Origin of the sequence: Stenotrophomonas sp. yr243, from assembly GCF_900184195.1 — a bacterium.
Classification (GTDB): domain Bacteria; phylum Pseudomonadota; class Gammaproteobacteria; order Xanthomonadales; family Xanthomonadaceae; genus Stenotrophomonas; species Stenotrophomonas lactitubi.
Genome location: NZ_FXWT01000005.1, coordinates 165,054 through 175,921 on the forward strand (window position 1 = coordinate 165,054; position 10,868 = coordinate 175,921).

Annotated in this window: 10 protein-coding genes; 6 read left to right on the plus strand and 4 right to left on the minus strand. The window is 68.0% G+C overall.

Annotation, left to right across the window (positions count from 1 at the left end):
- Positions 1-12: 12 nt before the first annotated feature.
- Entirely contained in the window at positions 13-1,092 is a 1,080-nt protein-coding gene (locus QOL57_RS19970; RefSeq protein WP_089241777.1) for an SDR family oxidoreductase, read from the plus strand.
- Here QOL57_RS19970 and QOL57_RS19975 read toward each other — a convergent pair.
- The gene (locus QOL57_RS19975) at positions 1,089-2,147 is read right to left on the minus strand and encodes a serine hydrolase domain-containing protein (protein ID WP_089241775.1); all 1,059 of its coding nucleotides are present in this window, start codon (positions 2,145-2,147) and stop codon (positions 1,089-1,091) included. The two genes, QOL57_RS19970 and QOL57_RS19975, sit on opposite strands and share 4 nt — an antisense overlap.
- A 229-nt stretch (positions 2,148-2,376) precedes the next feature.
- Between QOL57_RS19975 and QOL57_RS19980 the strand changes: the two genes are divergently transcribed.
- Entirely contained in the window at positions 2,377-2,763 is a 387-nt protein-coding gene (locus tag QOL57_RS19980) for a BlaI/MecI/CopY family transcriptional regulator (protein ID WP_025876036.1), read from the plus strand.
- 3 nt (positions 2,764-2,766) lie between these two features.
- Positions 2,767-4,716, plus strand: a complete 1,950-nt coding sequence (locus tag QOL57_RS19985) for a M56 family metallopeptidase (protein WP_089241773.1) — start codon at positions 2,767-2,769, stop codon at positions 4,714-4,716.
- A gap of 96 nt (positions 4,717-4,812) precedes the next feature.
- Here the strand turns inward: QOL57_RS19985 and QOL57_RS19990 are convergent, their stop codons facing one another.
- Entirely contained in the window at positions 4,813-5,136 is a 324-nt protein-coding gene (locus QOL57_RS19990; RefSeq protein ID WP_089241771.1) for an I78 family peptidase inhibitor, read from the minus strand.
- Positions 5,137-5,325: 189 nt separating this feature from the next.
- Here QOL57_RS19990 and QOL57_RS19995 point away from each other — a divergent pair, with 189 nt between their 5' ends.
- Positions 5,326-5,880: a hypothetical protein gene (locus QOL57_RS19995; RefSeq protein ID WP_176429897.1), complete on the plus strand. Its 555-nt coding sequence runs from the start codon at positions 5,326-5,328 to the stop codon at positions 5,878-5,880.
- A 52-nt stretch (positions 5,881-5,932) separates the two neighbouring features.
- On the opposite strand, the gene QOL57_RS20000 is transcribed toward QOL57_RS19995, so the two are convergent.
- Together QOL57_RS20000 and QOL57_RS20005 are read right to left on the minus strand one after the other, a co-directional pair.
- Positions 5,933-6,952: a ribonuclease H-like domain-containing protein gene (locus tag QOL57_RS20000; protein ID WP_089241769.1), complete on the minus strand. Its 1,020-nt coding sequence runs from the start codon at positions 6,950-6,952 to the stop codon at positions 5,933-5,935.
- Positions 6,949-9,438, minus strand: a complete 2,490-nt coding sequence (locus QOL57_RS20005) for a DEAD/DEAH box helicase (protein ID WP_089241767.1) — start codon at positions 9,436-9,438, stop codon at positions 6,949-6,951. Before QOL57_RS20005 ends, QOL57_RS20000 begins: the two co-directional genes overlap by 4 nt.
- 182 nt (positions 9,439-9,620) lie before the next feature.
- Here QOL57_RS20005 and QOL57_RS20010 point away from each other — a divergent pair, with 182 nt between their 5' ends.
- Both QOL57_RS20010 and QOL57_RS20015 read left to right on the plus strand, forming a co-directional pair.
- A complete protein-coding gene (locus QOL57_RS20010; RefSeq protein WP_089241765.1) occupies positions 9,621-10,142 on the plus strand; it encodes a hypothetical protein in 522 nt (173 codons plus the stop codon).
- A gap of 37 nt (positions 10,143-10,179) precedes the next feature.
- A complete protein-coding gene (locus tag QOL57_RS20015; RefSeq protein WP_089241763.1) occupies positions 10,180-10,854 on the plus strand; it encodes a hypothetical protein in 675 nt (224 codons plus the stop codon).
- Positions 10,855-10,868 lie beyond the last annotated feature (14 nt).

Sequence of the window (10,868 nt, forward strand, 5' to 3'; positions counted from 1 at the left end):
GCATCGCCGAAGGTGCGCAAAGGCACCCAGGCCGCGCCAGCCGACGCCGAAGCCACCACGTCCGAGCGCCCGCGCGTGGTGAAGACCGCCACCCGCAAGGCGGCCGCTTCCGATCCCCGCGCAGCGCGTGTCGCAGCGCGACAGCGGCGCCTGCAGGATCAGGAAAAAGCCAAGGATGTACGCGCGGCGAAGAAGGCGACGAAAAAGGCGACCAAGAAGACCGTCACCCAGGCCGGCCCGCGCCGGCAACCGGAGACGATGCCGGCGCAGCAACTGGCCAAGCCCGGCCATGAGCACGCACTGGAACTGGCGCCGCGCTTCCTCGCACCGGACTACGTCGGCAGCGGCAAGCTGCAGGGCATGCGCGCGATCGTCACCGGTGGCGATTCCGGCATCGGCCGCGCGGTGGCGGTACTGTTCGCCCGCGAAGGCGCCGATGTTGCCGTGCTGCATCTGGACGAAGCCAAGGACGCCGAGCTCACTCGTCAGCACGTGGAGAAGGAGGGCGGCCGTTGCGTGGTGATCGCCGGTGACGTGCGTGATCCGCGCTTTTGCAACAAGGCCGTGAAACAGGTGGCCAAGGCCTTCGGCGGCATCGATATCCTGGTCAACAATGCGGCGTTCCAGCTGCACTGCGAACGGTTGGAAGACCTGGAAGACGCGCACCTGCAGGAAACCCTGCAGACCAATATCGGCGGCTACATCCAGATGGCGCGCGCGGTGCTGCCGCATCTGGGCGAGGGTGCCAGCATCATCAACACCGGTTCGGAAACCGGCCTGTTCGGCAGCAAGGCACTGATCGATTACTCGGCCACCAAGGGTGCGATCCATGCGTTCACCAAGGCGCTGGCCAGCCAGCTGTTGCCACGCGGCATCCGGGTCAACTGCGTGGCGCCGGGCCCGGTGTGGACGCCGTTGAATCCCGCCGACAAGCAGGCGAAGGACGTGGCCGAGTTCGGCAAGGACAGCGACATGGGCCGGCCGGCGCAGCCCGAAGAACTGTCGCCGGCCTATGTGTTCCTCGCCTCACCGGCCTGCGCCAGTTACATCAGCGGGGTGATCCTGCCGGTGATGGGCGGGCCGCGCGGTTAGCGCGCGGCGGAATAGAAGCCGGCGATGCGCGGGATGAACTGCTGCGGATTGGCGCCGACCAGATTGGTCAGCACGACAACGGCGAGGCCGCGCTCGGGATAGACGATGAAGGCCGAGCGCGCGCCGCCCATGCCACCCACCTGCAGGTCGGGCGTGGTGTTGAACACCGGCCAGCCTGCGGCCCAGTCGCCGGCGCTGCCATCGTTGAGGCGCTCGGCCGTCCACATCTGCTGCGTCGCGCGCCGCTCCAGCAGGTGTCCATCCTGCAATGCAACCAACCAGCGCGCGGTGTCATCGGCCGTGGTGAGGATGCCGCCCCCGGCCCACAGGCTGGGCGGCATGTCGTAGAACCAGTGCGACAGCCGTGGCGTCGCATCCTTCGCATCGGTTGCGCGTGGCAGGTAGCTGTACATCGTCGCCGCATCCGGGATCAGGTCGTAGCTGTCGCCGAACGTGGTGCGTGCCATGCGCGCAGTGGAGAACTGGCGGGTGGCCAGGAAGCGTTCGTAGGGCATGCCGGATTGCTGCGCGATGATCCGCGCCAGCAGCACGTAGTTGGTCTGGTTGTACTGGAAGCGCTCGCCCGCCGCGGCCTCTGCCGGCAGCGCGCGGACTGCCTGCCATGCGTCCTGTTCAGAACCACCGCCCAGCAGTCCTTCTGCATCGAGGATGTCGGGCAGGCCGGAAGTGTGGGCGAGCAGCTGGCGCACGCGCACCGCCTGCCAGCGCGCGGGCAGGTCGTCGAGATAGCGCGAGGCCGGCGCGTCGAGATCCACCCGCCCGTCCTGTGCCAGCTGCGCCAAAGCGACGCCGGTGAAGGATTTGGTGGCCGAGTTGAGCGGGAACCGCGTGCTGCGGGTGGCGACCACGCCGTTCTCGACGTTGGCCAGCCCGTAGGTTTCCGACAGCACCACCTGGCCATCCTTGACCACGGCGATCTGCAGGCCGGGGATGCGCTGTTCCTGCATGGTCTGGCGGATGAAACGGCGGGTCTGGTCGTTGGCCTGGTCCTGGTTGGCGGAGACGGCGGCGAAGGGCAGCAGGCTGATGATCATGAGCAGGGTTCGTAGCGTCTGGCGAGGCATGCGGGATCCCGGAGGGCAGGAAGATCGGCGGCGATGACGGCTGCCGCAGGAGACAGGCCAGGGATCGGATGCGCGTGCGGCGTAAAAGGTTTAAGCCGGCCGCGCGCCCTACCGTTCGTCGGCCCATGACTTCCGGGGGGTTGACTACAGGTGTCGTCATGGCAACAGTAGCGACACGTGTAGTCAAGGGAGTGTTGTCATGCGTGGCAAGACCATCGGGGACCAGGAACTGGCCCTGCTGCAGTATGTGGATGAGCAGGCGCCGGCCAGCGTCGGCGAGGTCGCCAGCGGCTATGGCGAACCGCGCGGACTGGCTCGATCCACCGTGTTGACGATGATGGAACGCCTGCGCGCCAAGGGTTACCTGCAGCGCCGGCAGCAGCAGGGCGTCTATCGTTACCAGCCCACCCGCGGCCCGGAAAGCGTGCTGCAGGGCGCCGTCGCCCAGTTCGTCGACAACACGCTGCAGGGCTCGGTCTCGCCATTCGTGGCGTACCTGTCGCAGCGGCAGAAGGTCAGCGACAACGAACTGGCCGAACTGGAAGCGCTGGTGGCCGAACTGCAATCGCGTCGCCAGGAGGACTGAGCCATGGATACCTCGATGTTGATTCCGATGCTGGAGCGGCTGGGCTGGACCAGCCTGCAGACCGTGCTGCTGGTGGCGCTGGTGTACCTGCTGTGCCGCACGCTGCCGACGCTGTCGGCGGCCACCCGTTGCCGCTTGTGGTGGCTGGTGTCGCTGCAGGCCGTGGTCGGCCTGTTGTGGAGCCAGCCGCTGCAGCTGGCCTGGCTGCCCGCACCCGATGCGGTGGCAATGACGACCGTGGATCTTGCCGCGGGCGCGATGTATACGATGGCACCGGAGGCATCGGCGCACCTGCTGGCGAACACGCCGATGGGCGATGTCGGCAGCACGCCGGTGGCCTGGTGGGCATTGGCACTGGCCGCGCTGTGGATGTCCGGCGTACTGCTGATGCCGTTGCGGACCTTCGGCGAATGGCGCCGTTGCCGCGCGCTGCTGGCGGCGTCGTATCCGTGCGAGGACCAGGCGCTGGTGCAGGCGCTGCAACTGGCCTCTGATGCGCACGGCCTGCGCAGCGCGCCGCGCCTGTGGATGAGCGACCAGGTCGACGCGCCGCAGCTGGTCGGGCCGTTCCGTCCGGTGCTGCTGCTGCCGGCGGGAATGAACGCGCTGCAGGGCGATGCGCTGGATCTGGCGCTGACCCACGAACTGCAGCACCTGCAGCGTCGTGACCTGCAATGGGGACTGCTGCCGGCCCTGGCCCAGCACTTGTTCTTCTTCCATCCACTGTTGCGCCTGGCCGTGCGCGAATATGCCCAGGCCCGTGAGGAAGCGGTGGATGCGGCCGTGGTCGGCCAGCATGGTGCCAGCCGCCATGCCTATGGCCGCCTGTTGCTGCAGTTGGGTGTGGCGCCGCAGCCGCACCTCGGCGTGGCCAGCGCAGCGCCCAGCACCACCAGCCTCAAGCGCCGCCTGCTCTCGCTGCAGTCGCACCGGGCGTGCCCGCGCCTGCTGGCCGTTGGCTTGACCCTGGTCGTGTTGGCCGTGGGTGTGGCGCCGATGCGCCTGGTTGCCGCTCCGGTCCCGCCCGCGCCGCCGGCACCGCCGCGCGCTGTGCCGGCGCCGCCGCCGCCCGCAGCACCAGCAGCTCCCGCAGCGCCGCCTGCCGCGGCGGTACCTGCAGAGCCGACCGACCGGGCCGAGGCGGCAGACCCCGCCGAGGCCGAGGTGGAGGAACCTGCCGAGCCGGCCGGCCCTGAGGAGACTGCTGACCTCAACGTGGATGTGGACGCGGCAGTGACCATCGTCACCCATGGCCAGCTCGATCTCGGCACGCCACCGCAGCAGGCCTTCGTGCTGGTCGATCATGGTCAAGCGTTCGCCAATGCCGGCATGGACGATGTAATGCAGGCGCGCAGCCGGATTGGCGACGGCCCGGCGCTGTGGTTCCGTCAAGGCGACAAGCGCTACGTCGTGCGCGATCCGATGCTGATCCAGTCGTTGCAGCGTGCCTATGCCGGCGCCGCCGATCTGGGCCGCCAGCAGAGCGAACTGGGGCGCCAGCAGAGTGCGTTGGGTCGCCAGCAGGGCCAGCTCGGCCGCGAGCAGGGCGAGCTGGGCAGGCTGCAGGGTGAAGAGGCACGTGAGATCGCCCTTGCCGCCGCACGGGCTGCACGCAGTGCGATCAACGATCGCGACATCAACCGCGAAGCGGCAGCCGAAGCGGCGCGGGCCACCCGTGGCGCGGTGGACGATGCGAAGATTGCGCGGCAGGCTGCGGCTGAAGCACAGCGGGCGTCACAGGTTGCCCGCAACCAGGCGCTGCAGTCCGAGCGCAGCCGCGAAATGAGCCGTCTCGCCGGTCAGCAGGCTGCGCTGGGAAGCCAGCAGGCCGTGCTGGGCAGCAAGCAGGCGGCATTGGGCGAGCGTCAGGCACGCCTGCAGGTGCAGGCCGCGAAGCAGGCAGAGCAGGTAATCGCGCGCGCGCTGGCCAGCGGCAAGGCCGAGCGGCTCTGATCGTGCGGTAGCGCCGGGCCACGCCCGGCGAGCGCAGCGGTGCAGTTGGCAAGGGAAGTCGCCGGGCATGGCCCGGCGCTACCCGAAGGGCCCGGATCAACCGCAGCTGGCGCGCTCGATGCGGTTCTGCGCGTCCACCTGCACGGTCACGCGGTCCTGGCGGAAGTCCATGGTGACCGCCATGCCCGGCTTGACCACGCGTGCATTGCGCGCGCCGCTGTCGGCCACCAGCTTCTTGATCGTCGCTTCGTCGGCGACCTTGCCGGTGAAGGCTTCCAACGCATCGGGCCTGCATTCCTGCGGGCCATCGGACACCTTGGCTGGCAGGCTGCCGACCTCGGCGGGGGCGTTGCCACCGGCATGGCTGCAGGCCGCCAGCGGCAGGATGGCCGCAAGCAGCAACAGGGAGGATCGACGCATGGGAATACTCCTGGGTGACGTTCGGTAGCGGCAGTGTCGCCGGGACGTGTGTCAGTGGTGTCAACGCGGCCTGAATCCGTACCGCGCAAGCACCGCAACGCACGCCACCGTGCCCACGACCGATCTGATTGAAGCCTGTGCGGGCAGCGGTTAGTGTCTTCCCCCCCAGGAAATCCGAGGTGCAAACCCATGGTTGAGCGTGTCCAGCGATTGGCCGATGTGGTGTCGTCTATTCCTGGCGTGCGCAGCGCGTCGGTGACCAAGCATGATCTGTCGGAGATGGCCGTAGGCGAACTGTCGCAATTGCCCTATGCAGACCTGCCGCTGGCCGTGCTGCGGCGTAGCGAAGGCAGCTTGCCCCATGAGCTGCTGATCGGTATCGAGTTCGACCTGAACGATGGCGCGGAAGGGTGGCTAGCGCTTGAGTTCTTGTCCTGGTGGGTGCGCGATGCTGCGAGGAGTGGTTCGCTGATGCAGCTGCGCAGCCTGGCACTGCCGCCGCTGGAGCAGCAGTTCGGCGAAACGCTGAAGTTCACCATCGACTGGTTCCATGCAGACCCGGAACAGGACATGGAACGGCTGTTGGTTGCCGTGGACGAACTGGCCGCGCACCTGGCGTCGACTCTGGACCACTACGCCATTGCCGAACGGATCACCGCAGCGGCGGGCCAGACGTCCAACCCAGGCACCGCGCCTGCGCAAGGTGGATTTGTTGGACGCCTGCGGAATCTGTTTACAGGCTGAAGCGCCAGGGAAAAGCCGCAGCGGAGCTGCGGTGCGTTGCACTGCACACGATCTACCCGGCAACCAGCGCCAGCGTCTCCCGTTCGCGCTGCTCTTCCCGCACCAGCCGCTGCAGCAGCAGCGCCAGGGTCACCACGTCCTGGTGGTTGTGGTCGGCCACCCGGCGCAGATTCACCGCATCGCCGCCGCGCAGGAAACGCAGCCATGCAGCGGGGGCTTCCGAGCCAGGCAGATCATCCTCGCGCACCACGCGCAGCAGCTGCCGCTCGATGGTGGACAGCTTGCAGTTCTCCCAGGTGCCGCGATAACGGCGGCGGGTGGGATACAGCAGGTCGATGTGGTCCAGCGCGGTGATGGGATCGGCCTGCCGGGCCAGCCGGTAACGCGTCTTCAGCAGAGGTGCGTCGTAGCTGCGGCCGTTGTAGCTGCAGAACACGGTATGCGGCTGCAGCCAGCTGGCGAAGGTGGCCAGCATCGCTTCTTCAGCGGCCATCGTGGAGATCAGCAACTGGCGGATGCGCAGGCCCTCGCCGCGCTGTTGGCACACATGCCAGTCGGCAGCGCCGATCATGAAGGCGCGGGTGCCGGTGCCGCCGGCCAGGCCGGTGGTCTCGGTATCGAAGAACAGCAGGTCGCGCGCAGCCACGTGCTGGTCTTCGCGCTTGGCGAACGCCAGCGACAGCGGCATGGCGGGAATCGGCTGCGGCAGCAGCGACTCGATCAGGAACAGGCCGGGCGCGATCTCTTCGCCGGGCAGCTGCCGGTCCTGCGCGCTGGCGCGTGCCGGCGCAGGTCCGCCACGCGAACGCATGCCGAGCAGGCGATGCAGGCCACCGACCTCGGGCCGTCGCAGTGCTGGCGGCGCAGGCGCGGTGGTGGCCGTGCCGGTTGGCTTGTGGCGGATCTCCTGTTCTACCCAGGCAAACACCGAACGCTCGGCCGGTGGCTGTCGCGCATCGTTGGCGGCAACCAGTGTCGGTGGCGTGTCCTGCGCGGGTGCAGCAGGCGTGGTTGCTTTCGGGTCACCGGCCTGCTTCCGCAGCAGGCGCAGCTTGTCCAGGCTCAGGCTCACGGGGCGATCAGCTCCATCGGGTCGCGCGTGCTCACCACCACGTCGGCGACGTGCTGGCAGGCCTGCGCATCGAACAGGTCGAGCACGCGCAGCGCCAGCGCACGCGGTGAGGTTTCATCCTGTTCCTGCGCGGCCAGCACCGGGCCGACACAGGCAGGGCAACCCGCCTTGCAGTCGCAGCGCTGTACCAGTTCGCGCGCGCGCTGCACCAGCTCGGCCTGACGCTGCCACAGCGGCTCGCTCAGACCGACGCCACCGGGGAAGTTATCGTACAGGTATACGGTCGGCACGAATTCCTGCAGCAGTTCCACCGCGCCCGGCTCGCCATCGCTGCCACGCAGCTGGCCGCGCCCGCTCTGGTCGGCAATCGCGATCCAGGTGCCATCGCCGTTGCCCACCGACTTCTGCAGGTCGCGTGCATCGGCCATCACCGCCACCGTGGCGACAATATGCAGCGCATAGGCGGCGCCAAGGAAACCATCCAGCGCATCCTGCTTGCTGGCGAAGGCGCGCAGCAGCAGCGCCTGTGGCAGCTGCCACCACACCGCGGTGGTGTGCAGTTCCTGGTCGGGCAGGTTGACCGGGCCGTAGCCGATGTTCTCGTGGGTGTAGTAGCGGATCTTCTTGTAGCCGGCCACGCGGCGCACCACATGCACTTCGCCATGGTGCGAATCACCACGGCCGGCCACGCCGCCGTCGAAGCGGTCCAGCACCTTGAGCTTGGTGAAGTCGATGCTGTCGGTGTAGTAGTCCACGTGGGTGCGGGTGACATAGGCCTTGCGGCCTTCCCAGTCCAAGGTTTCCACCTGGTAGGGGGTGGACTGCACCATGTGGATGGCGCCTTCGTACAGGGTGAGCGCGGCAGCCGAATAGTCGACCTCGGCGATGATCTGCTGGCGGCCATCGCTGCGGTCGACCACCACGAAGTTGCCATCGGCCACCGCACGCAGGCTGACCGCGTTGGCCGGATAGCTGTCGGCGATCCATTCCCAGCGCTCGCCTTCGCGGTGGATCACCTCGGTTTCGGCCAGTGCTTCCAGGAACACTTCCGGGTCGATCGGGCCGAAGCCATCGCCCACCCGGAACGGCAGTTCGAATGCCGCGCAGCGGATGTGATCGAACAGGATCAACGGCTGGTCGGGCGCGATGCGCGCGTGTTCGGGTGAGGCCTCGGCGAAGAAGTCCGGATGGCGCACCACGTACTGGTCCAGCGGCTGCGAACTGGCCACCATCACCCCGAGTGCAGGCTGCTGGCGGCGGCCGGCGCGGCCGAAGCGCTGCCAGGTAGCGGCCACGCTGCCCGGATAACCGTTGAGGATCACCACGTCCAGGCTGCCGATGTCCACGCCAAGCTCCAGCGCCGAGGTGCTGACGATGCCATCGATGTTGCCGGCACGCATCGCACGCTCGGTTTCGCGGCGCTCGGTGGGCAGGTAGCCGCCGCGGTACGCGCGGATGCGCGGTGGCTTGCGTGGGTCGTGGTCGAAGATGTCCTTCAGGTACTTGGTCAGCACCTCCACCATCAGCCGGGTCTGCGCGAATACCAGGGTCTTCAGCCCTGACTTGATCGCGATGCGGGCGATGCGGTTGCTCTGCGAACGCGCCGAGGCACGCAGGCCCAGGTCCGGGTTGATCACCGGCGGGTTCCACAGCAGCACCTGCTTCGGCCCACTCGGCGCGCCGGATTCAGTGATGGCGGTGACTGGCGCTTCGATCAGCGCCTCGGCATGCGCCCGCGGGTTGCCGATGGTGGCCGAGCACAGGATGAACTGCGGTTGCACCCCGTAGAACGCGCAGATGCGCTTGAGCCGGCGCAGCACGTTGGTGACATGGCTGCCGAATACACCGCGATAGGTGTGCACTTCGTCGATGACGATGTAGCGCAGGTTCTCGAAGAACTGCGCCCACTTGGTGTGATGCGGCAGGATTGCCTGATGCAGCATGTCCGGGTTGGAGACCACGATGTCGCCATGCAGGCGGATCGCCTGCCGTGCGTCGCCGGGGGTGTCGCCGTCGAAGGTGAAGGCCTTCACCCCGAGGTCGCCGGCGCGGTTGAGCTCCAGCAGTTCGGCCACCTGGTCCTGGGCCAGTGCCTTGGTCGGGAACAGGTAAAGCGCCTTGGCCTTGTCCTGCATGGCGGCGCTGACCACCGGCAGGGTGTAGCACAGCGACTTGCCGCTGGCAGTGGGGGTGACGATGGCCACGTGCTCGCCACGCTGGCTGGCGTCCCATGCCTCGGCCTGGTGGCTGTAGAGCTGCTCGATGCCGCGCGCCTTCAGTGCAGCGGCCAGCGCCGGCGGTACAGAATGCGGAATGGGCGCATAGCGGCCTTCGCGGCCGGGAATGGCGAAACTGCCGGTGATGCGGTCCTGGTAGCGGCGCTGCAGGCGTGCACTGAGCAGGGCGCCATCGCGGGCGGGCAGGCCGTCGCGGGTGGCGAGCTGCTGCTCCGCATCGGCGGTGCGCTTGGCGAGTTCGTAGGCCATGGGAAGAGGATTTTCGGGGGATCACATGGCACCACAGATGGGTCTCAGCATGTGAGACACCGTGACGGGAGGGAGTGAATCATTCAGTGCGGCGCGCTGTGCGCTGAACGCCCGTGCCACCGCCAACGAAATCTGAAGCCCGCATCCGTATCCTTGGTCGCTGGACGCAACCAACAGGGTGGATGGCTGTGGCACGACGTGGAACGCAGGGAGCACTTCTGGCCAGCCTGCTGCTGACCGGCATCGCGCAGGCGCAGCAGGCCGCGCCGGTGACAGTGCCCGACCCTGCGCCTGCTCCCCCTGCGGACGCACCGGCAGCAATCACCGCGCCGGTTTCCAGCACCCTGCCGCAGGACAACGTCACCACCCTCGGTGAAGTGCGTGCGCTCAAGCCCGAAGACGACCAGCCGCTGGACCTGTACCGCTTCAAGAATCCGCTGAAGGCCGAGAACAACCGCTTCAGCCGCAACTGGAGCGAGCCGCCGTCGCCCGAACAGGTCAGCATGGCCGGTGGCTACATCATGATGGGCGTGGTCAAGGGCGTGATGGCGGCCGCGAAAGGAGTGAACAAGCTCACCGGTGGCCCGGACCAGATCCAGTCGGCCATCGCGCGGCCGCCACCGGAACTGAGCGCCGAGCAGCAACGGCGCGCACTGCAGTTCTGCGCGCAGCAGGACGGTTGCGGGGCACCGCCTCAGAAGTAGGCGGTATCCTGCGGACCTTCCCTTCGAGGCTGCCTGGATGCTGCTACGTACCCTGTTCCTGCTTGCGACGCTGAGCCCGCTTGCCGCGTCCGCCAGCGAGCTGACCGATGGTGGCTCCTGCCGCAATGGCGCGTTTCCTTCGGAGCAATCGGGCTTTGCCCTGGCCAAGGTGGTCGGCACGCCGCGCCTGTACCTGCTGGGTGACATGGACGGCTGCCCCGCGAAGGGCGAACCCGCCTGCCGCCAGCGCAGCTACGTGGTGAGCGGCGATACGGTGGTGACCGGACGCGATCTGGGCGGTTACCGCTGCGCATTCTTCCCGAACAAGGTGGGCGGCAGTGCCGGCTGGGTGGACCGCAGCAAGTTGCAGGCGGTGCCGGTTCCCGCCCCTACGCTGCAGGCCTGGTCGGGCGACTGGAAGGACAGCGACAACGGCCTGCGGATCCGCGTGCGCGACGGCCAGCTGCACGTGGAAGGCGATGCTTACTGGCCCTCGGCCAACCCGACGCCGGCCGAACGCCCGGGCGGCCCGAACATCGGCGCGGTGAGTGCACAGGCGGTGCCGCGTGGCGCCCAGGTCGACTTCGTGGAAGACACCTGCACGGTGCACGCGCAGCTGCTGGGGGACGTGCTGATCGTGGCGGACAACAGCGAGTGCGGCGGCATGAACGTGCGCTTCAACGGCGTGTACCGGCGCGCGGGGAAACGTTGAACGGCGCATTCCGT

Coding starts and splice junctions, on each gene's coding strand:
- QOL57_RS20005 (WP_089241767.1), bottom strand. CDS start 9,438: ATGGCCTACGAACTCGCCAAGCGCACCGCCGATGCGGAGCAGCAGCTC.
- QOL57_RS19975 (WP_089241775.1), bottom strand. CDS start 2,147: ATGATCATCAGCCTGCTGCCCTTCGCCGCCGTCTCCGCCAACCAGGAC.
- QOL57_RS20010 (WP_089241765.1), top strand. CDS start 9,621: ATGGCTGTGGCACGACGTGGAACGCAGGGAGCACTTCTGGCCAGCCTG.
- QOL57_RS20015 (WP_089241763.1), top strand. CDS start 10,180: ATGCTGCTACGTACCCTGTTCCTGCTTGCGACGCTGAGCCCGCTTGCC.
- QOL57_RS19980 (WP_025876036.1), top strand. CDS start 2,377: ATGCGTGGCAAGACCATCGGGGACCAGGAACTGGCCCTGCTGCAGTAT.
- QOL57_RS19995 (WP_176429897.1), top strand. CDS start 5,326: ATGGTTGAGCGTGTCCAGCGATTGGCCGATGTGGTGTCGTCTATTCCT.
- QOL57_RS19990 (WP_089241771.1), bottom strand. CDS start 5,136: ATGCGTCGATCCTCCCTGTTGCTGCTTGCGGCCATCCTGCCGCTGGCG.
- QOL57_RS19985 (WP_089241773.1), top strand. CDS start 2,767: ATGGATACCTCGATGTTGATTCCGATGCTGGAGCGGCTGGGCTGGACC.